The sequence below is a fragment of the Sporomusaceae bacterium ACPt genome (assembly GCA_041428575.1).
GTDB classification, from domain to species: Bacteria; Bacillota; Negativicutes; order Sporomusales; family Sporomusaceae; genus Sporomusa_D; species Sporomusa_D carbonis.
This window is the reverse complement of the sequence record CP155570.1, coordinates 1,665,171-1,690,474: the sequence shown is the minus strand read 5'-3', so window position 1 is coordinate 1,690,474 and position 25,304 is coordinate 1,665,171. Positions and strand designations below refer to the sequence as shown.

At 44.3% G+C, this 25,304-nt stretch carries 22 protein-coding genes; all 22 read right to left on the bottom strand.

Annotation, left to right across the window (positions count from 1 at the left end):
- Positions 1-20 precede the first annotated feature (20 nt).
- Positions 21-905, bottom strand: coding sequence for an N-acetylmuramoyl-L-alanine amidase family protein (locus SCACP_RS08535; protein WP_425060911.1), 885 nt, complete (start codon positions 903-905; stop codon positions 21-23).
- A 23-nt stretch (positions 906-928) separates the two neighbouring features.
- Complete coding sequence (locus SCACP_RS08530; RefSeq protein WP_425060910.1) at positions 929-2,167, bottom strand: glycosyl hydrolase family 18 protein; 1,239 nt, start codon at positions 2,165-2,167, stop codon at positions 929-931.
- Between the two features lie 127 nt (positions 2,168-2,294).
- On the bottom strand, positions 2,295-3,017 hold the full coding sequence (locus SCACP_RS08525) for a polysaccharide deacetylase family protein (protein ID WP_425060909.1): 723 nt from the start codon (positions 3,015-3,017) through the stop codon (positions 2,295-2,297).
- Between the two features lie 125 nt (positions 3,018-3,142).
- Positions 3,143-5,254 (bottom strand): polyribonucleotide nucleotidyltransferase, encoded by a 2,112-nt coding sequence (locus SCACP_RS08520; protein WP_425060908.1) that lies wholly within the window; start codon positions 5,252-5,254, stop codon positions 3,143-3,145.
- A 131-nt stretch (positions 5,255-5,385) separates the two neighbouring features.
- A complete protein-coding gene (gene rpsO, locus SCACP_RS08515) occupies positions 5,386-5,655 on the bottom strand; it encodes a 30S ribosomal protein S15 (protein ID WP_425061361.1) in 270 nt (89 codons plus the stop codon).
- Positions 5,656-5,792: 137 nt separating this feature from the next.
- Positions 5,793-6,719 (bottom strand): bifunctional riboflavin kinase/FAD synthetase, encoded by a 927-nt coding sequence (locus tag SCACP_RS08510; RefSeq protein ID WP_425060907.1) that lies wholly within the window; start codon positions 6,717-6,719, stop codon positions 5,793-5,795.
- A 51-nt stretch (positions 6,720-6,770) separates the two neighbouring features.
- Positions 6,771-7,649 carry a tRNA pseudouridine(55) synthase TruB gene (gene truB / locus SCACP_RS08505; protein ID WP_425060906.1) on the bottom strand — a complete coding sequence of 293 codons (879 nt, stop codon included), beginning with the start codon at positions 7,647-7,649 and terminating at the stop codon, positions 6,771-6,773.
- On the bottom strand, positions 7,642-8,619 hold the full coding sequence (locus tag SCACP_RS08500) for a DHH family phosphoesterase (protein WP_425060905.1): 978 nt from the start codon (positions 8,617-8,619) through the stop codon (positions 7,642-7,644). Before SCACP_RS08500 ends, truB begins: the two co-directional genes overlap by 8 nt.
- 4 nt (positions 8,620-8,623) lie before the next feature.
- The gene (rbfA, locus tag SCACP_RS08495) at positions 8,624-8,980 is read right to left on the bottom strand and encodes a 30S ribosome-binding factor RbfA (RefSeq protein WP_425060904.1); all 357 of its coding nucleotides are present in this window, start codon (positions 8,978-8,980) and stop codon (positions 8,624-8,626) included.
- 31 nt (positions 8,981-9,011) lie between these two features.
- Positions 9,012-11,561: a translation initiation factor IF-2 gene (infB, locus tag SCACP_RS08490; protein WP_425060903.1), complete on the bottom strand. Its 2,550-nt coding sequence runs from the start codon at positions 11,559-11,561 to the stop codon at positions 9,012-9,014.
- A 38-nt stretch (positions 11,562-11,599) separates the two neighbouring features.
- A complete protein-coding gene (locus tag SCACP_RS08485; RefSeq protein WP_425060902.1) occupies positions 11,600-11,905 on the bottom strand; it encodes a L7Ae/L30e/S12e/Gadd45 family ribosomal protein in 306 nt (101 codons plus the stop codon).
- Complete coding sequence (gene rnpM, locus SCACP_RS08480; protein WP_425060901.1) at positions 11,902-12,165, bottom strand: RNase P modulator RnpM; 264 nt, start codon at positions 12,163-12,165, stop codon at positions 11,902-11,904. Before rnpM ends, SCACP_RS08485 begins: the two co-directional genes overlap by 4 nt.
- Entirely contained in the window at positions 12,162-13,241 is a 1,080-nt protein-coding gene (nusA, locus tag SCACP_RS08475) for a transcription termination factor NusA (RefSeq protein ID WP_425060900.1), read from the bottom strand. Before nusA ends, rnpM begins: the two co-directional genes overlap by 4 nt.
- Positions 13,242-13,271: 30 nt before the next feature.
- Entirely contained in the window at positions 13,272-13,730 is a 459-nt protein-coding gene (rimP, locus tag SCACP_RS08470) for a ribosome maturation factor RimP (protein WP_425060899.1), read from the bottom strand.
- A gap of 247 nt (positions 13,731-13,977) precedes the next feature.
- Positions 13,978-17,652, bottom strand: a complete 3,675-nt coding sequence (locus SCACP_RS08465) for a PolC-type DNA polymerase III (RefSeq protein ID WP_425060898.1) — start codon at positions 17,650-17,652, stop codon at positions 13,978-13,980.
- A gap of 36 nt (positions 17,653-17,688) precedes the next feature.
- Complete coding sequence (locus tag SCACP_RS08460; protein WP_425060897.1) at positions 17,689-18,360, bottom strand: MgtC/SapB family protein; 672 nt, start codon at positions 18,358-18,360, stop codon at positions 17,689-17,691.
- 186 nt (positions 18,361-18,546) lie between these two features.
- Positions 18,547-20,262, bottom strand: a complete 1,716-nt coding sequence (locus SCACP_RS08455) for a proline--tRNA ligase (RefSeq protein WP_425060896.1) — start codon at positions 20,260-20,262, stop codon at positions 18,547-18,549.
- Positions 20,262-21,332, bottom strand: a complete 1,071-nt coding sequence (gene ispG / locus SCACP_RS08450; protein ID WP_425060895.1) for a flavodoxin-dependent (E)-4-hydroxy-3-methylbut-2-enyl-diphosphate synthase — start codon at positions 21,330-21,332, stop codon at positions 20,262-20,264. The genes SCACP_RS08455 and ispG overlap by 1 nt, the downstream gene beginning before the upstream one ends.
- Positions 21,333-21,346: 14 nt before the next feature.
- A complete protein-coding gene (rseP, locus tag SCACP_RS08445; protein ID WP_425061360.1) occupies positions 21,347-22,381 on the bottom strand; it encodes an RIP metalloprotease RseP in 1,035 nt (344 codons plus the stop codon).
- Between the two features lie 24 nt (positions 22,382-22,405).
- Positions 22,406-23,569 carry a 1-deoxy-D-xylulose-5-phosphate reductoisomerase gene (locus tag SCACP_RS08440; RefSeq protein ID WP_425060894.1) on the bottom strand — a complete coding sequence of 388 codons (1,164 nt, stop codon included), beginning with the start codon at positions 23,567-23,569 and terminating at the stop codon, positions 22,406-22,408.
- Between the two features lie 15 nt (positions 23,570-23,584).
- A complete protein-coding gene (locus SCACP_RS08435; protein WP_425060893.1) occupies positions 23,585-24,421 on the bottom strand; it encodes a phosphatidate cytidylyltransferase in 837 nt (278 codons plus the stop codon).
- Positions 24,422-25,204 (bottom strand): isoprenyl transferase, encoded by a 783-nt coding sequence (locus SCACP_RS08430; protein ID WP_425060892.1) that lies wholly within the window; start codon positions 25,202-25,204, stop codon positions 24,422-24,424.
- Positions 25,205-25,304 lie beyond the last annotated feature (100 nt).

The window sequence follows — 25,304 nt, the reverse complement described above, 5'->3', positions numbered from 1 at the left end:
TAAATAAATAAATTATTAGTTTAGCTGTTAAAGTATTTTACTATCCCATTAAAAATACCCTGGGCCATTTTGTTTCGATAGCTATCATCCTGGAGCATCTGAGCTTCCTTGGCGTTAGTCACAAAGCCCATCTCAACAAGAATGCTAGGCATTGTGGTATTGCGAAGCACATAGAAAGTAGCTGGAGAAGTGCCTTTATCTACAGCGCCAGTTTCTTTAACAATACTGTCTTGAACCTCAAGTGCCAGTTTGGATGATTTGCCACTTGGGTAAAAAGTCATAGCACCGTAAATTGACGGGTCAGGGTTAGAGTTAGAGTGGATACTAACAAACATGTCTGCTTGGTTGCTTTTAGCAATATTAACCCGTGCCTCCAGTTCTTGTCCAAGACTACTGTCTTCCGTTGCCACGGTACGGTCGGTTTCCCTGGTCATAATTACTTTGGCCCCGGCCTTAACCAGCTTGTCCCTGAGTTTTAGGCTAACTGCCAAGTTATTGTCGGACTCCCGGGTGCCGTTGGCAACTGCGCCAGGATTGCTGCCACCATGACCTGGGTCGACAACAATAACTTTGCCGCGCAATACACCGCTGTCGGTAATAGGATCATTGGGTTCTTTTGACGGGAGCGGTATTACCCTCACCGGATTGTCCGGTGTAGCAGTCCCGGCTTTGCCCCCCCCAAAAATGTTCAATATCGGTCCAAGAATCTTATCAAATAATAGGCTGAACAGTTTATCAAACACATTAGAACCGCCTGAACTGACATCGTTCGAAGGTACAGTCGAAGCGGCCAGCGTGCCAATAACGCTGTCCAAAGCTGCTGCATGACTTACTTGCACTGGGCCTAAGATGTTTAACACCAAGACCAAAAGCATGACTAATGACAATATCTTTTTATTATACACTGCTAACCTCCCGTGTTATTTTTTTATTTCTTAAGGAACTTGTCCCGCAGCACCGGCCAAAAAGCCGGATCTTCTTCGCCAAGTTTCCACATGGCGGCGCCGGCAATATCATACTTGGTAACAAGCGCCAGCTTGTACTTCAAGCTTTCACTGTTTTCAAACCAAATGGTATGAGCCGTGCCGTCATTGGAGGTATAGCTGAAGTATGGGGATTTGGATGCATCATCCCACTTCACTGCTGCACCATAGCGCTGAGCCAAATCCATGATCGGCTTAAATTCTAATGACTGAACACCGTTGGCCGACCAGTCATAGCCATATGCGGCAATACCAAGATATAGCTTGTTTTTCGGGATATATTTCAGAGCATACTTTAAGCTGTTTTCCACCCAACGAATGTCTGCAATTGGACCTGGACCACTCCACATGCCGTGATTATCATAAGTCATAATCATAATCTTATCGGCATATTTTGCTAGCTCGGCATAATCATACGCTGCCGCAACATCATTGCTCTCGTCCTGTTTTGGGAAAACATCAATAGACACAATATAGCCCTGAGGCTTTAGGCGGGCGGAAAGCTCCCGCATAAACGCCGTCAAGTTATCCCGGTCTTCGGCAGGCACCATTTCAAAGTCAATGTTAATGCCATCGAGGTCATACTTTTTAATATAAGCCTCAAGGTTGTTAATGGTTGTAGTCCTGAGCGCAGGAGTTGCCAGCACGGTGTGAACAGGTGGGGTTGCACTGTCTTGTTTGGCGTTATTGACCAAAAGCAATGTTGTTATGTTGTTTTGGTGGGCTGTCTTAACCACTGAAGCATGATCATTGCCACCACGGTCATTAATTGTACCGTCTGCCTGCATTGTGGCCCAGAACGGCGCAATAGTCTTGATTACATCGGCATTTTTCACCATGGAATTATAAGAAGAAACATCTGTGTCCCACCACTCGGCATAAAACCCGACAAATTCTTTCGACAAAGCATTTGACAGCCCGTTGGCCGGACTATCTTTGGTAGGTCCGTCTGCCGGGCTATTAAACGCGCTTCCTAGAAACTTGCTCAGCACCAAACCAAGCAAAATATCTATCAAGCCTTTACCGGTCCCCATGTTAGTGAGTCCGCTAGAATCATTGGAACCAGTAGTTTGTCCCAACAAATCCGACACTGAGAAGGCGTATGCAGGAGTAACAGGCAACATAATGGTGATTGTAAAAACCGTCATTATTAGTAACGACATTAATTTTTTATACTTGTTCATGATTCAGCCTCCATTCCAGCAAACAAGTATGATAACTAAAAGTTATCTTCTTACGTAAACAATATACTACCACACATTGCAGGTTTTAGGCAATAAAAAAAAGCAGACTTTCGTCTGCCTATTTTTGTTATTTAAGTATATCAGATACCGTAGTAATTGTATATCCTCTGTTTTGTATATCTGTCAATAGTCCGGGCAAAGCCCGGGCAGTTGGCGCTGTCGGGTGCATTAGAATAATTGCGCCATTATGAAGTTTTTTCAGCACCCGTTCTTTTAGCACTTCCGGCGGTGGCCGTTTCCAGTCAACAGTATCGATACTCCACATAATGGTAGTATAGTTTAGTTCCTGGGCAGCCAGCAATACAGTATTATTGTACTCGCCGTAAGGCGGAGCATATAAGTTAGTTTTTATTCCGGTAATATTAGCTACCAGTTCTTCTGTGCGCAATATCTGTTCCTTATTTTTTTCTTTGCTCAAATTGTTTGGATGCGGATGGCTATAAGTATGATTACCCAGTTCATGTCCTCGATTGGCTAAGTCTTTAAGCATTTCCGGATATTTATTTGCCCAGCTGCCGCCAATAAAAAAAGTGATGTGCGTGTTATGCTCATCTAAGGTTTTAAGCATGTCCGGAAGATACTCCTCCCCCCAAAACACATTACACGCTAGAGCAACTTTGGGCTGCGCCGAATTACCATGGAAAACCGGCGGCGGCACTGACAGCGACTGTGTAATAACGACCAGTGGCTGGAGATTGCCTGACAGCATAGCTACAGTCATAAATACACCAACAGCAAAATATACATACCAGCGGCGAATTTTGCTTACGACTACCACTTTGCACTGCATTCGAATCACTCCTGCCTGCAAATTGCATATAGTAAATTGTATTAGTGCAGACATTAATTTATGAGTAAAATAAAGAAAACATAAACCAGCTCACCCAGTTTATGTTCTCCACCTTTACTTATTTACTATTGATCGCCGCCTTCAGTACGAGGCTCCCGTGGCTCGGCTTTTAACAATTCTTTGCGTGATAAATTAATGCGTCCCTGACGGTCAATCTCAGTCACTTTTACCATGATTTCATCACCAGGTTTAACGACATCTTCAACTTTAGCAACTCGTTCCCGTGCCAATTGCGAAATATGTACAAGTCCTTCCTTGCCAGGAAGAATTTCCACGAACGCGCCAAAATTCATCAATCGGGTAACTTTCCCCATGTAGATACCGCCAACTTCAACATCACGCACCAGAGTTTCAATAATGCGGACTGCCTTTTGCCCGGCTTCGACATCAACGGCAGCAATAAATACTTTGCCATCATCCTCAATATCAATGGTAACACCGGTTTCTTCAATAATTTTTTTGATGGTCTTGCCACCGGGGCCAATAACATCGCGGATTTTATCCGGGTCAATTTCCATCGTAATAATACGGGGCGCATAAGGCGACAGTTCTTTTCTCGGCTCGTTAATAACTTCAAGCATTTTGCCCATAATGTGCATCCGACCGCGTTTGGCCTGTGCCAAAGCATCTTCAAAAATTTCTTTGGTGATACCCGATATCTTCATATCCATCTGCATAGCCGTCACGCCATGAGCAGTACCAGCAACTTTAAAATCCATATCGCCGAGAGCGTCTTCCATACCCTGAATGTCAGTCAGGATGGTATAGTTATCACCGTCTTTTACCAACCCCATAGCTACACCTGACACCGGCGCTTTTATTGGTACACCGGCATCCATCAATGACAATGTACTGCCGCATACGCTGGCCATTGAAGTTGAGCCATTGGATTCTAATACTTCCGAAACTAACCGAATGGTATACGGAAAATCGGCTTCGGAAGGAATTACAGGTAAGAGCGCCCGTTCAGCCAAAGCTCCATGGCCAATTTCACGGCGCCCAGGGCCACGGGACGGCCTAGTCTCACCCACACTGAACGAAGGGAAGTTGTAATGATGCATATACCGTTTAGATTCTTCAACCCCAAGGCCGTCAAGAATCTGTTCATCACCAATAGCGCCTAATGTAGTGACAGTAAGCACCTGGGTCTGTCCACGCGTAAACAGTCCTGAACCATGAGTACGGGCAAAGAGTCCGACTTCACAGGTAATGGGACGCACTTCTTCAATCTGGCGACCATCTGGGCGAATTTTATCCACGGTAATCATTTTCCGGACAATTTCCTTAAGAATCTTTTGAATCATGTTGCCAATATCTTTTTCGTTATCAGGATAAATGGCCAGAAAATACTCTGTGGCTTCGTCTTTCACCTTTTTAATGTTTTCTTCGCGCTCAAGTTTGTCCGGGTTAGATACAGCTGCCTTTAGTTTATCAGTTATGTATTCACGCACAGCAGCGTCGATGTCGGCCGGAATTTCGTAAAGTGGCTTCTCTTTTTTGGGTTTGCCAATTTGAGCAATGATGTCTTCCTGAAAAGCCACAATTTTCTTAATAACATCATGACCAAACAAAATAGCTTCTAGCATGGTTTCCTCAGGCAATTCATTTGCTCCTGCTTCAACCATCAAAATAGCATCTTTTGTACCAGCTACAGCCAGATTGAGGTCGCTTTTTTCTTGTTGATCAACAGTAGGATTTAAGATAAATTGATTATCAATAAGACCAACGCGAACTCCGCCAATTGGTCCATTAAAGACGATATCCGAAATCCCCAAAGCACACGACGCGCCAATCATAGCCGGAATGTCAGGCGGATTATTCTGGTCAACCGACAATACGGTAGCCACAATGTGAACATCATTTCGCAGACCATCGGCAAATAGCGGACGAATAGGCCGGTCGATTAAACGACCAGCTAAAATAGCCGCTTCACTCGGACGTCCCTCTCGTTTGATAAATCCACCCGGAATTTTCCCTACCGAATATAAGCGTTCTTCATAATCGACTGTTAAGGGAAAAAAGTCGATACCCAACCGGGGCTCAGCCGATTGAGTCGCAGTTACCAGAACAGCGGTATCGCCATAGCGTACCAACACGGCGCCATTGGCTTGCTTGGCCATTTTGCCTGATTCAATGACCAAGGTCCGGCCACCTAGCTCCATCTGGAATTTTTCCATATTTTGTTTTCCTCCTCTGTAAACCCCTTTTCTTTTAACAAAGATTAACTGTTCGACATTTTTCTTATTATTCCCTTTTTTATTTTGCTTTAACCTGGAAAATAAATAAAAAAAGCGGAAAATCCGCTTTTTTACTTTCTTAAGTTAAGTTTTTCCAGAATTGAACGGTAGCGTTCAATATCGTTTTCACGCAGATAGTTCAAAAGACCTCTGCGTTGACCAACCATTTTTAACAGTCCCCGGCGGGAGTGGTGATCTTTTTTATGCTCTCTTAAATGCTCGGTCAAGTAGTTGATACGTTCAGTTAAAATAGCAATCTGAACTTCAGGAGACCCGGTATCATTTGCATGTACACGATATTTTTCAATAAGTTTTTGCTTATTTTCAGGCGTCAACACAATGGTTCACCTCCTTTTATTGCTTTATCCCCGTTAGCCAAGACGACCGTCGGAGACTCGATCATCCTCGCTATGGTTAATTGAGTGATTTAATCACTGTATCATATTTTACCATAAACTCTATGCTGTGTAAACCTTGATTAGCAGTGAAAATAGCGTTTCCGAGCAAATTCGATATCAGCAGCCATCTGTTGCCGTAGTTGCTCTACACTGGCAAACGCTATCTCACCGCGAATACGGTCGATAAATTGTACTTTTAATATCTGTCCGTAAATACTTCGGTCAAAATCTAAGATATGCACCTCAATGCGTCGTGTTTGCCTAATAAATGTCGGATTGTTACCAATGTTAGCAACCCCCTTATACTTGACTCCGGCTTCATCAATGGCATATACAGCATAAACGCCGTCAGCTGGAACCAAAAGACCTGCAGGAATTGCCAGATTTGCAGTAGGAAAACCTAGTTTGCGTCCCCGCTGGTCGCCTTTGATAATTTTTCCGGTAATGGCGGCAGGCCGTCCAAGCAGATCTGATGCCTGTTTGACAGCACCATCAGCAATAAGTTGCCTAATGGCCGTACTGCTTACAACAATCCCCTTCACCCCCACCATATTTACCACATCAACAGTAAATCCATGCTTAGTACCGGCAGTTGTTAATACCGAAGGAGTGCCCGCCCCCCGGTAACCAAAGGTAAAGTTTTCGCCAACTATAACATGCTTCAGATTAAGATTACTAACTAGCATTTCAACAAACCGTTCGGGAGTTAACTGTAAGAATCCAGGAGTAAACGCAATATTAAATAATATGTCTACGCCAAGCCCTGCAATTAAATCGACTTTCTCCTGATTCGTTATTATTAGAGGTGGACAGCGTTCAGCATCAATAACAGCAAGTGGATGATTGCTAAAAGTAAACACAGCGCTAATACAGTTTTCATTTTTTGCCTGACTAACAGTCCGCGAAATAATTTCCTGATGTCCTAAATGAATGCCGTCAAAAGTTCCTAAGGCCATATAAATGCACGGATACTGCTGCAGGTTTTCTATCCGGGTAAAAACTTTCATAGTATTTCTGTTTCTCCTCATAACCGCCTGTATGAAAAGTCCGGTCCATTACTAGCCCGGACTAAGTATTTTTACCGGTGCCAGCATTGCACGACCTTCAGCCTGACATATCTCCCGGCCGATACCAATAAAATTGTTCTGCTTATCATACATTTTTATTAAATCGGCACCTGTTTTTTCGCACTGAATACTGCGCCCGTTTTTTACTGCCAAAGAATCTTGCTCAGATAAAATTATAGCAGGAATATGAGTAAGAACGCTATCCGCGTTTTGAATAGCTTGTTCTTTTCGGGCGATAATTTCTTCGAGCGTTAATGACTGGTTCAAATAAAAGTTGCCAACTCGCGTTCTGACTAAAAAGCTCATTACTGCCAAACAGTTTAACCTGCGGCCAATATCAGCACATAACGTCCGAATGTACGTTCCTTTAGAACAGGTTACGTCAAACACAATACCTTTTTCGCACTCTCTGACAAGCGCAATATTGCTAATTACAATTTTTCGCGGTTTACGCTCAACAGTCTGTCCCAAACGCGCTAGTTCATACAACTTTTTGCCATCAACCTTGATCGCCGAATACATGGGCGGAATTTGTTCATTTACGCCAATAAATGAAGCTAATACTTCTTTTATTTTATTCGCTTCAGGTCGGGTATACGGTTGACTGGCAATAATTTGACCTGTGTCGTCACCAGTATCGGTCGCAAAACCAAAAGTAATCTCGGCACGATAACTCTTGTCAGCATCGGCCAAATATTCAATAAGCCGGGTGGTGTTACCTAGAAATACCGGCAAAACCCCCGCAGCCGCAGGGTCCAAGGTGCCCGCGTGGCCAACGCGTTTTATGCCGTATTGCCTCCGAACAAAAGACACAACATCATGTGATGTCATGCCTGGAGGCTTTAGTACATTAATGATACCGTTAGGCATATGTTGCTCCCCTACTATGGGATAATTGCCTTTTGGCAGCCTCAATAACCCGGGCTTTAACCTGGTCAAGCTGTCCGGTTACAGTACATCCGGCAGCACGGGCATGACCGCCGCCGCCAAAAGATAGGGCCAGTTGGCTAACATCGGCTGTGCGTGAACGCAAGCTAACTCGAACATTATTATTATCAACTTCTTTGAACATAATGGCTATTTCGACACCATCAATGTTACGGGGGTAATTAATAAAACCCTCGGTATCCTCTTTAAGCTCTGACACTATATCCTGTTTTAGTGTCAATGTCGCTATTTGGCCGGCAGGGCCGCCGTCAATTATCTCCAGCGTTTCGAGTACTTTGGGCAAAGCTTCAATAACAGCCCGCGGCTTAATGTCAAGATGTTCGGATATAATATGAGGCTTTGCTCCTAAGGCCACCAGCTCAGCAGCAAACTTGAGCGTATCGGCTGAAGTATTAGCAAACCGGAAAAAACCGCAATCAGTAGCAATTGCCGTAAACAGTGCCGTGGCCATATCAGCCGTAATATCAGCATTAACTTCATTGAACAGCTTTAGGATTATTTCCCCGGTAGCCGCTGCCTGACTGTCTATATACCAATAGTCAGCAAATTTAACATTTGATATATGATGATCCAAGTTAAGGATTGGCGCTTTAACAACAGTACTGACCTTACCAATTCGGGATAAGTCACTGGCATCAAGTACTACCAATAAATCCGCGTGGCTTTCCGGGCTCGCCGGCTTCTCTATCTTCTCCCAGCCTGAGAGAAACTTATAAGTTCTGGGTATTTCATCGTCAAGCAACATTCGTACTTGTTTCTTTTGAGCTGACAAGTATGCGTAAAGCGCGAGCAGCGAACCCAAAGCATCACCATCAGGACTGATATGAGTTGTCAGCATAATACTTTTTGCTTGATCTAACAACTGTGCACTGCGAGCGATTGACACTTCCATACCGTTACAGATTGCCTTCTTCCTGCTTGATTTTAGTAATTAGTTCCTGGATACGCGCACTGTATTCAAGCGACTCGTCAAGGTGTAGCGTAAGCTCGGGTGTAAACCGCATGCGAATGCGCTTACCGATTTCTGTGCGCATATAACCTAAAGAGTGAGTTAAACCAGCCCATGTTGCCGCTTTTTGCTCATCGCTGCCCATCAGACTGATATATATTTTGGCACTGCGTAAGTCACCTGTAACTTCTACCCGGGTAACCGTCACAAAACCAATACGGGGATCTTTAAGTTCAGTCAAGATTATCTGACTAATTTCTTGCTTAATGAATTCCTGGACTTTTTCTACCCGTAATTGTCCCATCGTAATTCCTCCGCTATTTCAAAACATATGCTTAAGCCCGCGGCGCGACTTCTTCCATTGTAAATGCTTCAATAATATCGCCCTCTTTAATGTCGCGGAACTTTTCAATCGTTATGCCGCACTCATATCCTTGCGCGACTTCTCTAACATCATCTTTAAACCTACGCAGTGATTCAAGTTTTCCTTCATGGATAACAATGCCGTTTCTGATAAGTCTGACTTGGGCTGTACTGGTTATTTTCCCTTCAGTTACATAAGAGCCGGCAACAACAGTTTTAGGAATAGAAATTACCTGCCGCACTTCGGCCCGTCCTAAAATTACTTCTTTGAACTCAGGGGCCAACATGCCAGTAATAGCGGCCTCAACATCATTAATTGCATCATAAATAACCCGGTAAGTCCGGATGTCGATTTTTTCACTGTCAGCGGCTTTCCGGGCATTGCCGTCAGGGCGGACGTTAAATCCGATAATGAGGGCATTTGACGCTGCAGCCAGCATTACGTCTGATTCATTAATAGCACCGACACCCGCATGAACTATATTTACCCGGACTTCTTTATTTTTGATGTTTAATAATGACTGGCGGAGTGCTTCTATTGACCCCTGAACATCAGCCTTAATGACAATATTGAGATCTTTCAAATTACCTTCCTGAATCTGTTTAAATAAATCGTCAAGCGAAACTTTCTGTGACTGTTTAATTTCTTCAGTACGTTTTTTGGCCATCCGTTTTTCAGCTACGGCCCTAGCTGTCCGTTCGTCAACAGCTACCAAAATATCCCCGGCTTGAGGAACATCTGCCAAACCAAGCACTTCCACCGGGGTAGCCGGTTCGGCTTTTTTTACTTTCTCACCCCGGTCATTAACCATTGCTCTCACTTTACCGTAGGCGGTACCGGCTATGATGGAATCCCCTATTCTAAGCGTACCCTTCTGCACCAGAACGGTGGAAACAGGACCGCGCCCCTTGTCAAGCTTTGCTTCAATAATTGTCCCGTAAGCCAATCGATTAGGATTGGCTTTGAGGTCAAGCATCTCAGCTACTAACAAAATCATTTCCAAGAGGTCACTTATTCCGGTTTTTTGGTGGGCAGAAACCGGAACCATGATTGTATCGCCACCCCATTCTTCGGGGATAAGCTGATATTCAGCCAGTTGCTGCTTTACTCTATCAGGATTTGCGCCGGGACGGTCTATTTTATTTATCGCCACAATAATCGGAACTTTTGCCGATTTAGCATGATTGATAGCTTCGATAGTCTGGGGCATTACACCATCATCGGCAGCAACCACCAAAATAGCTATATCGGTAACTTGAGCGCCGCGCGCACGCATGGCGGTAAAGGCTTCATGCCCGGGAGTATCTAAGAAAACAATCTTCTTTCCTTGGCACATAACCTGATACGCGCCAATATGCTGAGTTATGCCGCCTGCTTCCTGAGAAGTAACGTGAGTCTGCCGTATAGAATCTAACAGTGATGTTTTCCCATGGTCAACATGGCCCATAACGGTTACAACCGGAGGGCGGTAAACCAAATCTTTTTCTTCGTCTTCAATTTCAGGAATTTCAGTAGGATCTTCTTCCGGTGGAATTGCTTCAACATCAACGCCGAATTCGCCACCGAGTATGCTGGCAGTGTCAAAATCAACTTCCTGATTAATGCTGGCCATAGTTCCCAACATCATCAATTTTTTAATAACTTCGCCAACTTCCCGGCCCATTTTTCCGGCAAGTTCTTTAACAGTAATGGATTCGCCAATTTTAATACTCTTAGGCTTAGGCATTTCAGCTTTAGGCTGGGTAGACTGATTTCTGCCAGGCTGCTGCCTATGCTGGTTAGAACGCTGTTGGAAATTCTTATTCCCGTGGCCTGTGCCGCCGTTATTTCTTGAATTATTATTAGCTGAATGACGGTGGTTATTTGAGAAGTGTGAATTTTGTTGTTGTCCTGCAGACCTGTTATCCATACTTACTGGTCGATGATTTGATTGCGGACGTTGCTGATTAGACTGCTGAGCAGCTTGAGAGCGTTGCTGCTGAGTGTTATTGTTAGGCCGGTTTTGTTGTTGCTGGTTATTATTGTTAGGCCGGTTTTGTTGCTGCCGGTTATTATTGTTAGGCCGGTTTTGTTGCTGCTGGTTATTATTGTTAGGCCGGTTTTGTTGCTGCCGGTTATTATTGTTAGGCCGGTTTTGTTGCTGCTGGTTATTATTGTTAAACCGGTTTTGTTGCTGCCGGTTATTGTTGTTAGACCGGTTTTGTTGCTGCCGGTTATTATTGTTAGACCGGTTTTGTTGCTGGGTATGTGAAGGTATATCTTTTGATTTTAATGTATCACGATTTTCTAGTTTAGCTGCCGGCTGAACTGGCTGATCTTCCTGACCGGCGCGATCAGCTCCAGTTGCTTCCGGTGCCCCTGTTTTACGGGCAAAGGCTCGTTCAATTGCTACTTTGGCATCTTCCTCGACGCTACTCATATGATTTTTGGCAGCGATATTGTGGCGTCCTAAAATATCTATGATAACCTTGCTGGTAGTATTATATTCCTTGGCTAATTCATATACTCTGTATTTGGACATTGATCCACCCCCATTTTCTTTCTCCCCCACGGCAATACTTACTCTTTCAGAGCCCTAATAAGCGGTTTGATAAACCCTTCATCAGTAACGGCAACCGCAGCTCGTAATGCTTTGCCGATAGCGCTACCTAACTGTTCCTTGGACAATGCGCTGTAAATAGCAATATTTTTATATTCTGCCTGATACTGATACTCTTTTTTGGTACTTTCCGATGCATCACTGGCAATAATAAGCAATTTAGCTTTGCCGGATTTTATAGCACCCTGCACAGCAAAATCGCCTGATACTACTTTACCGGCTTTTTGAGCCAGCCCCAGAACTAGCATGAACTTTTGTTCATTCATTCGACAATCCCGGCTCTAAGAGCATTATACACATCATCACCGATTTGGTGTTTAAGCGCCCGTTCCAGTCGTTTTTCTTTAAAAGCTTTGGTCAAGCACTGTTCACTGCGGCACATATATGCACCCCGCCCGGATTTCTTACCGGTAGGATCAAGTACAACTTCTCCTTCTGGCGTCCTGACAACCCTCAGTAATTCTTTTTTAGATTTCATTTCCTGGCAGCCAACGCACATCCTGAGAGGAATTTTTTTCGGCTTCACACTAATTCCTCCTGCAATGGATTGGGAGAAAACGCTGGTGACTGAGCAGCCTGTGATTCGCTCTTTATATCAATTTTCCAGCCAGTGAGTTTTGCAGCCAGCCGGGCGTTTTGGCCTTCTTTGCCAATCGCCAATGACAATTGGTAGTCTGGCACAACTACTCTTGACATTTTTTCGGCTTCCTGAACCTCGACCGAAACTACTTTAGCCGGACTTAGGGCATTGGCTATATATTTCGCCGGATCAGCGTTCCATTTGACAATATCTATTTTTTCACCTTTAAGTTCATTGACAATGGTCTGTACCCGCATTCCTTTATGGCCTACGCACGCCCCTACCGGATCAACGGTTTCATCCCTGGAGTAAACGGCAATTTTAGACCTTAGCCCAGGTTCACGCGCTACCGATTTTATTTCAACAACTCCATCGTGGATTTCCGGCACTTCTAATTCAAACAGACGCTTCAAAAGGCCGGGATGCGTACGAGACACCAGTATTTGCGGCCCTTTGGTAGTTTTTTTAACTTCAACTATATAAGTTTTTAGCCGGTCACCGTGTTTATATATCTCATCAGCAATTTGTTCAGATGGTGCTAAGATAGCTTCGGCTTTACCCAAATCAATGAATACATTTTTTTGCTCAATCCGCTGGACAATACCTGTTACAATATCGCTTTCCCGGTTAGAGAACTCCTCATAAATCATTCCTCGCTCAGCTTCCCTGATGCGCTGAACAACAACTTGCTTAGCCGTCTGGGCGGCAATACGGCCAAAGTTTTTAGGCGTAACCTCAAGTTCAACTATATCGTCAAGCTCATACCGCGGATCAATCATTTTAGCTTCATTCAATGACAGTTCAAGACGCGGGTCGCTTACATCTTGAACAACATTTTTCCGGGCATACACATGTATTTCTCCAGTACTCCGGTCTAATGATACCCGCACATTCTGCGCCGAGCCGAAGTTGCGTTTATACGCTGAAATCAAAGCAGCTTCGATAGCGTCAAACAGTACTTCAGGCGCAATACCTTTTTCTCTTCCCAGTTGTTCAAATGCTTGCATAAATTCTGCATTCATAAACATTCCCCCTATTCAATTTTCAGTGCTTTAAAACTCAATATGTAACCTTACTTGCGCTACTTTATCGCGTGGAACACTCAAGGGTTGCCCGTCGACATCAATACAGATATCGTGGCCAACCGCTCCAAGCAACGTTCCTACAAGCAACTTTTGACCATTGATAGGCTCATAAGTTTTTATCTCTACTTTATCACCGGCATGGCGGATAAAGTCGCGTTCCTTTTTTAGCGGGCGGTCAAGGCCAGGAGAAGAAACTTCAAGATAGTAGTGACCCTTAATTAAATCAAGCTCATCCAGCTTAGCTTCCAGCCGTTCGCTCACCCACTGGCAATCGTCAATCTCAATCCCTGTTTGTTTGTCGAGAAAAACCCTTAGATACCAATCGCGTTCTTTAACATATTCAACATCGACCAGTTCAATTTGGCTGTCAGCAATAATATCGGAAACAAGTTTCTCGACAACTGTTTCTATTTTCTCTTTAGACATGACTTGTTGACACCTCCGGTAATGGCTGCTCAAACGCCGCCATAACAGTCTCTTACTTTTTATTGTTACCTGATATGTTACCCCTCATACCCTAATTATGGTAATGATGAAAACTATCAGCAGTAAAATAAGATGAAAGAGTGGGTGCCGGTACCCACTCTTGAAAAAAGTCCAATACTTTTATACTTCAATTATTATACCATTGAAATGGCAATCTTACAACCAGCTTTAGTCAATTTGATAAAAATCACGCAAATAGCATAATTTGATCGGTATCGTCCAAACCTTCTAAACAACCGTGGTTTTTTAAGATATCAATAACTGTTTTGGAAACCCGGCTGCGTGAACGTAAATCTTCAATTGAAGAAAAAGGCTTATCCTGCCGGACGGCTACAATACTTTGAGCGGCGGATGCTCCTAACCCTTGTAGCGCAGCAAGTGGCGGCAGCAGCCCGTTATCAACAATCTGAAATTTGGTAGCATCAGATTTGTATAAGTCTACTCTGTGGAAGACAAAACCGCGTAAATACATCTCAAGCGCCATTTCCAATATGGTCTGGATACTTTTTTCTTTGGCTGACAGTGTATTTCCTTTTTGTTCCAAAGTAGCAAGCTCTGTTTTGAGCGTTTTTTCGCCTTTGACAATCAGATCGGCATCAAAGTCGTCGGCTCTGACGGTGAAGTATGAAGCATAAAAAGCCAAAGGATAATGTACCTTACAGTATGCTATACGGAAAGCCATCATGACATAGGCCACAGCATGGGCTTTAGGAAACATATATTTAATTTTTTGGCAGGATTCAATATACCAGTCAGGCACGTTTTTTGCCCGCATCTTCTCGACATCGTCCGGTTTGACGCCTTTCCCCTTACGAACACCCTCCATAATTTTAAACGCCGCCTGCGGATCAACGCCTTTATGAATAAGGTACACCATGATGTCGTCACGTGCCGAAATAGCCTCAGACAACTTGGCAGTGCCGTTCCTGATAAGATCTTGGGCGTTGTTGAGCCATACGTCGGTGCCATGCGAAAAACCGCTTATCCGTACTAACTCACTAAAGGTTTTGGGTTTAGTATCCTCAAGCATTTGTCGTACAAACTTAGTGCCAAATTCAGGAATACCAAATGTCCCGACAGTGCTGTTCAATTCTTCAGGTGTAAGCCCCAAGGCATCAGTTGACGAAAACAAACTCATGGTCTTTTTATCGTCAAAAGGAATGGTTTTTGCATCAATCCCGGTCAAATCTTCAAGCATTTTTATTACTGTCGGGTCGTCATGACCCAGAATATCAAGCTTAACTAACCGGCTACTAATCGAGTGGTAGTCAAAATGGGTAGTTATCGTCGAGGAATTTTTATCATCAGCCGGATATTGAATCGGCGTAAAATGGTGCACATCCATATCCCGCGGCACAACCATAATACCGCCAGGGTGCTGTCCGGTAGTGCGTTTTACTCCGGTACAACCGCTAACCAAGCGATTGATATGGGCATTACGGGCGGCACAACCCTTTTCATTTAAATAGTTTTTGACAAATCCATAGGCTGTCTTTTCGGCAATAGTGGCAATTGTACCCGCTCTGAACACGTTGTCGCGGCCAAACAGCTCTTCAGTGTATTTATGAGCTACCGGCTGATAATCACCGGAAAAGTTAAGGTCAATATCAGGAACTTTGTCTCCATGAAAACCCATAAATACGGCAAACGGAATGTCGTGCCCGTTCTTTTCCATCGCAGTCTGACAATGCGGGCATTGTTTGTCAGGCAGGTCAAAACCGCCTCCGTAGCTGCCGTCAGTTATAAATTCACTGTATTTGCAGTTAGGACAGCGCCAATGCGGCGGTAACGGGTTAACCTCAGTTATGCCGGTCATAGTGGCAACAAATGATGAACCTACTGACCCCCGGGACCCTACCAGGTAGCCATCATCCATTGATTTTTTAACCAGCTTGTGAGCAATAAGATACAATACAGCAAAACCATTGTTAATGATAGAGTTAAGCTCATAGTTAAGGCGTTCGGTCACTATCTCGGGCAGAGGTGTTCCATATAAGGATTCGGCCTTTTGGTAAGACATGAATTTAATTTCTTCTTCCGCCCCCGGAATTTGGGGTGAATATAGTTCTTCAGGAATAGGTTTGATTATCTCGATAAGGTCGTTTATGCGCCGGGGATTTTCTACCACCACTTCATAGGCCTTATCAGGCCCGAGGTAACTAAACTCAGCCAGCATCTCATCGGTTGTACGGAAAAAGAGGGGCGGCTGATAGTCAGCATCATCATACCCCTGGCCGGCCATGAGAATTCTGCGATATATTTCGTCTTCTGGATTTAAGAAGTGTACGTCACAAGTGGCAACCACCGGTTTATCCAGTTTTACGCCAAGCTCACATACTTTTATATTTATGTCACGCAAACCCTGTTCATCAGTAACTTTACCCTTTCGCAGTAAAAATTCGTTATTGCCGGTTGGCTGAATTTCAAGGTAATCATAGTAAGCGGCAATTTTTAACAGTTCTGCATCTGTAGCGCCATTAATCATAGCATGAATTAATTCACCGGCTTCACAAGCCGAACCTAATATCAGTCCTTCCCGGTGTTCGTCCAAGATTTTCCGGGGTATGCGCGGCGTACGGTGCAAATACCTAAGGTGAGATATTGATACCAGCCTGTACAAGTTACGCAGGCCAATATTATTTCTCGCCAAGATAATAATATGACGGGCTTGGTTAATGTCATCATCAAATAAGTAGCCTTCCATACCATAAATAACCTTAATCCCGGCGCCGGCTGCTTCTTCATATGCTTCCGGAAAGGCTTGTACTACACCATGGTCAGTAATAGCAACAGCCGGATGGCCCCATTTGGCAGCAGTTTTAATTAAGTTTTTAGCAGAAACAACGGCGTCCAACATACTCATACGGGTATGCGCATGAAGCTCTACCCGCCGTACAGGAGCATTATCTTGGCGCTCATTTCTTTCCGCACGGCACATGCTGTCAGCAAACAAAACCAGTTCGTTTGCAAATTTGTCATATTGTACAGTACCCTTAACAGTAACCTGCATGCCGTTTTTAAGTTGCCCGGCAGTTTTGTTAAACTGTTCCTGATTATCGAAGAATACTTTGCCGCTAATCCCATCGGTATGATCAACCAGATCAAAGGTTAACAAGAATCGGCCTGATTTCAATTCCCGTAGTTCATAATTAGTGATCTGCCCGGTAAGGATAACATTCCGGGCTTCATCCTGGATAGCGCTTATTGGTTGCACAGTATCAGTTGCCCCCCGGATATTACGGCCAAATATCACCGGGCTGTCATTGACTTTGGGTTTAGCAGGCGAAACTGCTTCAGTAAGGGCTTCTTTATATTCAGGGGTTAATAGTGCATCATCACAATCAACTGGCTCTTCAGGAACCGAACTAACAAACTTAACTTCACAGATTCTGCCAAATTTCTGAATAATGAATGACTTTATCTCACGTTCAATACCCCGTTCTGTCAAGATAGCTGTTGACAGGCCGCCAACCGTCTCAATTGTCAGCGTTTCCTCGTCATACGACCAGGAAGCATTAAGCAGTAAGTGTTTGGTGGCATAATGGCCTTGAGCAACTTGTCCAACAAAATACGGCCAGTTATCTGTCAGATACTCCTTCAAATTTTCAACCTGCTGGTTAAAAATGACTGTACTTAGTCCGCATTGCTGGCACAGGTGCCGGGCTGCGGTGTTAAGCACAGGCTCCGGAATAGGCTTAGCAACCGCCATATGTATTATCCACGCCCCGGCACAAACATCAACCTCAACTTTATTTACTTGAGCTGTTTTAAATAAATCCCGGTGCGCCGTATCAATCGGCAGCTGGTCAATAAACCGAAAAAAGCTTTGGCAATTTTCTGGTATAATACAATAACTAGGCATTAAACCTCTCCCATCAATAACAGGTCATAAAATATTTTAACATGATTTATCAATCGAAAGCACCCCGTCAAATTCGGTCAGTTCAGCGAATATCTGCATCATGTCAGCATTTGCCGGGATTTTTAAAACAAACTCAAAGTTTATTACTTTTTGTTCAGGGATATGATGCATAGTTATATTTTTAATGCTTATACCATGCTTGCCGAAAAGCATTCCAATCGCTCCAAGCTGGCCTGGCTGGTCACGCACAACCATCTTAATCCGGTCATAATATTTACTGCTCAAGTGACGGCGTTCCATTTGACCGAACAGCACTAATGTTAAAAATACCAGAGCAGTTACCGCGATGCCAGCAAAAAATAAACCGCACCCAATTGCCAAGCCAATGCCGGCTACCACCCACAAACTGGCCGCAGTAGTAAGACCTTTGACCGTTAACCCTTCCCTTAGGATAGTGCCGGCCCCCAGAAAACCAATGCCGCTGACCACTTGGGCGGCAATACGGCCAGGATCTTTACTTACCGATTCATAACCGGCAAATCCGTAAATAGATACTATCATCATCAAACTTGAGCCGATACAAACTAAAATATGGGTGCGCAACCCGGCCGGACGTTCCAGGCTCTCGCGTTCAAGACCGATTAACCCACCAAGAATAGCAGAAATTACCAGCCGGAGAATGATATCCATTTCGCTGATTGGGACCATGCCATCACCACCTTTTATATGCAATAAGAAAAACTTGGCTTGTGCCAAGTCCTCCAGGACGCTGGCAAAAGCCTTAGATTATTCTATCCGCGGTTAGCAAGCAGCCAAAATTTAACTTGCTGATCGATAATAAGAAAAAAGCGTGATAGCCGTTTATCACGCTTTTAGTAGAAATTGACTAATAAATTACAGCTTGGCTAGCAGTTCTTTAACTTTGCTAAGGTAATCGGCGGAGCTAAAATACAATGTTTCACCTGTTCGCCGCACTTTTATTTCAATGAGATTATCATTAATTGCCTTGGGTCCAATAGTAATTCTAAGCGGATAGCCGATAAGGTCAGCATCTTTAAACTTAACACCAGGACGCTCGTTGCGGTCATCAAGCACAGCCTCCACGCCGTTAGCATTTAAATCACCGTATACTTTTTCCGCTAAAGCCATTTGGGCTTCATCTTTGCTGCTGACCGGTACGATTACTGCATGATATGGAGCAATAGGCGCAGGCCAGATAATCCCGTTTTGGTCATAGTTTTGCTCAATGGCAGCCGCCATAGTACGGCTGACACCAACACCGTAACAACCCATAACCATCGGTTTTTCCTTGCCGTCATCGTCGATATAGGTTGCCTGGAGCGAAGTACTGTATTTAGTAAATAACTTGAATATCTGACCAACCTCAATCCCCCGGGCAGTTTTAACCGGCGCACCACAGCGCGGACAAGGATCATTCTCCTGAATCAGGCGGATATCGGCGATAATATCCGGTGTAAAATCATAGCCAGGATTAACATTTATATAGTGTTTGTCCAACTTATTAGCGCCGCAGACAGCATTAACCATATTCATAACTGTGGCATCGGCAACGATAATTATATCATCCCGGCCGTCAAAACCAACAGGACCAATATATCCGGCGCAGCTGCCCATTATACCGGCGAGCGCTTCTTCATTAGCCATATCAAGTCGCAGGCATCCGACCTTATTTAATAACTTAATTTCATTTACTTCATGGTCACCGCGAACAAGCGCCAGCACAATAGCGCCGGTGTCGGTGCGATAGGCCAATGTTTTAATGGTTTTTTCCGGGCAAATATCCAGAAACTGGCAAAGCGCAGCAATGGATTTAGTGCCAGGTGTATCTGTTTCCGAGAGCGGCAGGCGTTCTTCAACTTGACCAGTGATAGGATGGAGTTCGGCTTTCTCAACGTTAGCGGCATAATCACAGTCGCCGCAATAAACAATGGCCGCTTCCCCCGACTCAGCAATAACCATAAACTCATGCGAACCGCTGCCGCCAATGGCCCCGGAGTCAGCCTCAACTGCCCGGAATGTTAGCCCGCAACGGGTAAAAATCTTTGTATAAGCGTCATACATCTTATTGTAACTTTCGTCAAGGCCGGCTTCATCCCGGTCAAATGAGTACAGATCTTTCATTATGAATTCACGGCCCCGCATCAGGCCAAATCTAGGCCTGATTTCATCCCGGTACTTGTTTTGGATTTGATACAACATGAGCGGTAACTGCCGGTAAGAACGGACATCGCCGCGAACAAGCGTCGTAATCATTTCTTCATGGGTTGGGCCTAAACAGAAATTACGGTTATGACGGTCTTTTAAACGGAACATTTCATCGCCGTAAACACTCCAGCGGCCCGTTTCCTGCCACATTTCTGCCGGCTGAATCACCGGCATGGCCAGTTCCTGGCCGCCTTTAGCATCCATTTCTTCACGTACTATTGTTTCAATTTTTTTTAGCACTCGCCAAGCCAGCGGCAAATAAGAATATATACCGCCTGCTGCTTTACGGATAAAGCCAGCCCTTAGCATAAGCTGGTGACTTATTACTTCGGCTTCGGCCGGAGTCTCTCTTAATGTAGGTGCAAATAACTGGGAAACACGCATTATTTATTAGCCTCCTTATTAAGTTTGTCAATTTCGGCAAATAGTGCGCTTACAAGCTCGCTTTCCGGCACTTTCCGGATAATTTCGCCTTTGCTGAACAACAGTCCTTCACCCTTGCCGCCAGCAATACCAACATCAGCTTCTTTGGCTTCACCCGGCCCATTTACAACACACCCCATCACCGCTACAGTAAGTGGTTTATCCATGTTCTTAAGCTTACCTTCCACTGTTTCCGCAATGGCTACCAAATCAATCTGGCAACGCCCGCAGGTCGGGCAGGACACAAGCGTAGGACCATATTGTCTTAATCCTAATGATTTGAGAATTTCGTTAGCAACACGGACTTCTTCCACCGGGTCGCCAGTCAGTGACACCCTGACAGTATCCCCAATCCCTTGCGCTAACAGCGCACCAATCCCGACTGCTGACTTGACTACCCCTGACCGCACCGTACCCGCTTCAGTTATCCCCAGGTGCAACGGATAATCAACAGTTTCTGACATAAGTTGATAAGCCCGCATAGTAAGTGGTACATCATGGGCTTTCAGCGATATTTTTATATCATAAAAATCATAGTTTTCCAAAATACTGATATGGCTCAAAGCACTTTCTACCATGGCCTCGGCGGTAGGACGGCCACCATGTTTCGCCAGCATCTCCTTACTAAGCGATCCGGCATTTACACCAATGCGAATCGGTATTTGCCGCTTTTTGGCTTCTCTGACCACTGCTGCTACATGGCTGGCATCACCAATATTGCCAGGATTTAAGCGGAGACCGTCAACACCGCGCTCTATAGCGGCAATGGCCAGACGGTAATCAAAATGGATATCAGCAACAAGCGGCATATCGACAGCTGCCTTTATCTTATCGATTGCCTGAGCTGCCTCCATATTGGGCACGGCAACGCGGACTATATCGCACCCTGCCGCTCTAAGACGCTTAATTTGCGCTACGGTATCTGCAATATTTTCTGTGCGGGTATTGGTCATTGATTGAACCGATACAGGTGCATTTCCACCTATACGGATTTTACCAATCCGAACAGGACATGTCTTTTTTCGCTGCATTTTACACCACCAGTTTAAAACAGTTTTAACCGGGATATATCTTTAAATGTTGCCACCACTAACAAGAGCATCAACAAGGCAAAACCAATTATCTGAATAAACTGCATTTGGTTTCTGTCAAGCGGTTTGCCTCTCAGTCCTTCAACAGCCAGTGTGACAACATGTCCGCCGTCCAAAACCGGAACAGGCAACAGATTAATCAGACCTAGATTAATGCTTAAAAAAGCGGCAAATTGCAATAGCGGGATAATACCCAATTGAGCTACTTCACCTGCCATTTGCGCTACGCCAATTGGCCCGGCTACATCAGCTGCCGCCTTGCCGGTAATCATCTCACCAATACCAATAAGCATGCTTTGGGCCACAGTAAAAGTGTGTTTAGCCGCCAAGCCTACTGATTCCAATACTCCTGGCTGATATGTATCAATTTGTGGAGTCACGCCAATTACACCGCGTTTGCCTTTTTCGTCATACTCGGGTGTAAGTATCGCTGTTTTGCCAGTCTCAGTACCGCGTGAATAAGTGATGTTCAGTTTGTTGCCGGCATTTATTTGAATAACACTAACAAATTGCCGCCAGGAATCTATGGGAACCCCGTTTACCGCCGTTATATGGTCACCAGGTAACAGCCCCGCAGCCGCAGCCGGTTTATTAGGAAAAACAGTACCGATCATCGGTTGATTGGAAGGAGTATCAATACCGGCACTCATAAATACGATAAACAGCAAAATAACAGGTAAAACAAAATTCATAACTGAACCAGCTACAATAACCAACATCCTGGCCCAAATAGATTTAGCGCTAAATGACCGTTCATCCTTCTCTTCATCCGGGTCCATGCCGGCAATCTTATTGAAGCCGCCTAAAGGAATAATCCGGATAGAATAGACTGTTTCCCCGACCTTACGGCTTATTAGTTTAGGCCCGAACCCTATGGCAAACTCATCAACCCTCATACCAACCCATTTGGCTGTAATAAAGTGGCCAAGCTCGTGAAACAAAACTAATAGGCCAAATACAAAAATTGTCGCAATAACTGTAGACAAAATTTCACCAACCCTTCAAGTAATTGGTTACCGTTTTCTTTTCAAATCATCGATTGCCTGCAAGGCATAGCGGCGGGCCCAGGAATCTGTTGAGTATATCTGGACTAAGTCCGGATTGGCAAGTACTGCATGATTTCTCATAGTGTAATCTATTACCTGCGCTATATCAAGAAACCCAATTTCACCATTTAAAAAAGCGTAGACGGCTACTTCATTGGCCGCATTATAAACACAGGGCATAGTGCCGCCAGTTTTGCCAGCTGCATATGCCAGCTTTAATGCCGGAAAAGTATTAGTATCTGGCGCAGCAAAAGTTAGTGCTGACAAAGTATTAAAGTCAACACGGGGAAAATTGGAAGACAGTCGGGCGGGGTATGACAACGCATATTGAATAGGTAACCGCATATCCGGCATACCGAGTTGGGCTATAATGCTGCCGTCAATAAATTCAACCATTGAATGGATTACACTCTGAGGATGAATACAAACGTCAATTTGTTCGTAGTCTACGCCAAAAAGCCATCTGGCCTCGATTACTTCCAGGCCTTTATTGGCCAACGTAGCAGAATCAATAGTAATTTTACGCCCCATAGACCAATTGGGATGCTTTAAACAATCCTCCACAGTAACATTTGCCAAATCACCAGCCGTTCGTCCCCGAAACGGACCGCCGGACGCTGTCAAAATAATCCGACTGATTTGCTGCCTGTTTTCTCCTTGCAAGCATTGAAATACAGCACTGTGCTCGCTATCAACAGGATATATACTAACATTATATTGTTTAGCTAGCGACATGACTAGTTCGCCCGCGGCTACTAACGTTTCCTTATTAGCCAAGGCGATTGTTTTTCCGGCTTTAATTGCAGCAACAGTCGGATTCAGTCCGGCAAACCCAACAAGTGATGTCAGTACAGTATCAGTGCGGGACATTGTAGCCGCTTCCACCAGTCCATCCTCACCGGTGAGGACTTGCGTTTGGCAATTATAAGCTCGAATTAAGCGGTCAGCCGCCTGTTTATCAATCAAAACGGCAATTTCAGGCTTAAAATACTCAATCTGTTCAGCCAACAATCTTTCATTTTGATAAGCAGCTAAAGCAGTTATCTTATATTTGTCAGGATTGGCGGCAATAACATCTAACGCTTGCGTACCAATTGACCCGGTACTTCCTAAAATTGCAACATGTTGCATGGGAAATCTCCTGTTCTAAGCTATGATAAAAGCCTTTATATAATAATATACTACCGGCACGGCAAACATGATAGCATCAAACCGGTCAAGCACACCGCCATGTCCTGGCAATATGTTGCCCGAATCTTTTACTCCGGTAAAACGCTTTAAAGCCGACTCGGCAAGGTCGCCAAATGGAGCAGCAATACCTACTAATAATCCAATAACTATAGTATGTATAAGCGGCAAACCGGCGAATGCGCCAAGAGCGGTAACACCGATAACACTGCCAATCAGTCCCCCTACCGCCCCTTCATAAGTTTTCCCTGGGCTAATCGCCGGGCACAATTTGTGCCGACCAAGCTGCGAACCAACAAAATACGCCATGGTGTCGCTAGCCCATGTCCCGACAAATGCTAGCCAAAGATAGATTGCGCCAGCCGATAAGCTGCCTAATTCAGTAGATATGTATGCATACTGGTCAGTGAACCTGAGGAGCAGTAAATGAGCAAAAGTTAAACCGACATAGAGTGTCCCTAAAATAGTGAAAGCAGCATCGCTGACACCAAAAATTGCATGGGATAGTATTGTTTTAACCATGGTCAACAATACTATCAGCAGAATTACCATAACTAATTCTTGAGCATTACCCAACCAGGTACAGCCGAGTGCTAAAATAATACCAATAAGCCCGGTACTGTAATGAACCCTTATATCTTTGAACTGCATCATTTTATAAAATTCATGCCAGGCAATCAAGGCCAGTAATACTACAGCTACAGCAAATACCCATGCGCCGTAATTGATAATATATATAGCTACCGGTATTCCAATAACTGCTGTCAAAATACGCATACCAAGCAATGTAGGCACCTACCGTTTTTTTGTATTTTTAATACCGCCAAACCTTCGTTCTCGCTGCTGAAAATCTAAGATAGCCTGGACTAAGTGCTCTGGTTTAAAATCCGGCCAATTAATATCAGTAAACCAAAATTCCGTATATGCCAATTGCCACAGTAAAAAATTACTGATTCTAAAATCGCCGCTCGGCCTGATCAATAAATCTGGAGCTGGCAAATCTGCGGTATACAAACTTCTCTCAATCATTTCTTCAGTGATATCTTCTAAAGTCAGTTCCTTATTTAGTACTTTTTCGCTAATTATTTTAACAGCGCGCGTCAGCTCAGCCCGTCCGCCGTAGTTGACGGCAAGATTCAAAATTAAACCGGTATTTTGAGCAGTTTGCGCCTGAGCTTTTTCAATCTTATTCTGTAATGTTTTAGCTAGCTCGTCGATCTTGCCGATAAACTTTACCTGGACATTGTTTTGGTCAAGTTCATCGATCTCGTTATCAAGATAATCAGACAACAAGCGCATGAGTAAGTCTACCTCATCAGCCGGCCGCCGCCAATTCTCAGTGGAAAATGCATAAGCGGTAAGCACTTTTATACCGATTTCTGATGCGGCTTTCACAATATCCCGCAAAGTTTCAGCACCAGCACGGTGGCCAAAAGTACGAGGCAATCCTCTTTTTTGCGCCCAGCGTCCATTCCCATCCATTATTATCGCTACGTGCCGGGGTAGCCTTGTAAAATCAATATTACAATAAATGTTTTGTTGTGTAGTGCTATTTTTTCCGAACCATTTCTTCCACACTCTAAGCCCCTCCGCCAACCTGCAACTGTATTACCAAAATTATCCCCCGAATTTAGTAAATTTAGCCAACAAATATCAAATATCAAATTTAAACCCCCTC

Coding starts and splice junctions, on each gene's coding strand:
- SCACP_RS08500 (WP_425060905.1), bottom strand. CDS start 8,619: ATGGAAGTGTCAATCGCTCGCAGTGCACAGTTGTTAGATCAAGCAAAA.
- SCACP_RS08520 (WP_425060908.1), bottom strand. CDS start 5,254: ATGGAAAAATTCCAGATGGAGCTAGGTGGCCGGACCTTGGTCATTGAA.
- SCACP_RS08440 (WP_425060894.1), bottom strand. CDS start 23,569: ATGCAACATGTTGCAATTTTAGGAAGTACCGGGTCAATTGGTACGCAA.
- SCACP_RS08455 (WP_425060896.1), bottom strand. CDS start 20,262: ATGCGTGTTTCCCAGTTATTTGCACCTACATTAAGAGAGACTCCGGCC.
- rbfA (WP_425060904.1), bottom strand. CDS start 8,980: ATGGGACAATTACGGGTAGAAAAAGTCCAGGAATTCATTAAGCAAGAA.
- SCACP_RS08530 (WP_425060910.1), bottom strand. CDS start 2,167: ATGAACAAGTATAAAAAATTAATGTCGTTACTAATAATGACGGTTTTT.
- SCACP_RS08510 (WP_425060907.1), bottom strand. CDS start 6,719: ATGAAAGTTTTTACCCGGATAGAAAACCTGCAGCAGTATCCGTGCATT.
- ispG (WP_425060895.1), bottom strand. CDS start 21,332: ATGCAGCGAAAAAAGACATGTCCTGTTCGGATTGGTAAAATCCGTATA.
- rimP (WP_425060899.1), bottom strand. CDS start 13,730: ATGTCTAAAGAGAAAATAGAAACAGTTGTCGAGAAACTTGTTTCCGAT.
- SCACP_RS08465 (WP_425060898.1), bottom strand. CDS start 17,652: ATGCCTAGTTATTGTATTATACCAGAAAATTGCCAAAGCTTTTTTCGG.
- nusA (WP_425060900.1), bottom strand. CDS start 13,241: ATGAATGCAGAATTTATGCAAGCATTTGAACAACTGGGAAGAGAAAAA.
- SCACP_RS08525 (WP_425060909.1), bottom strand. CDS start 3,017: ATGCAGTGCAAAGTGGTAGTCGTAAGCAAAATTCGCCGCTGGTATGTA.
- truB (WP_425060906.1), bottom strand. CDS start 7,649: ATGCCTAACGGTATCATTAATGTACTAAAGCCTCCAGGCATGACATCA.
- SCACP_RS08460 (WP_425060897.1), bottom strand. CDS start 18,360: ATGGTCCCAATCAGCGAAATGGATATCATTCTCCGGCTGGTAATTTCT.
- infB (WP_425060903.1), bottom strand. CDS start 11,561: ATGTCCAAATACAGAGTATATGAATTAGCCAAGGAATATAATACTACC.
- SCACP_RS08485 (WP_425060902.1), bottom strand. CDS start 11,905: ATGAATGAACAAAAGTTCATGCTAGTTCTGGGGCTGGCTCAAAAAGCC.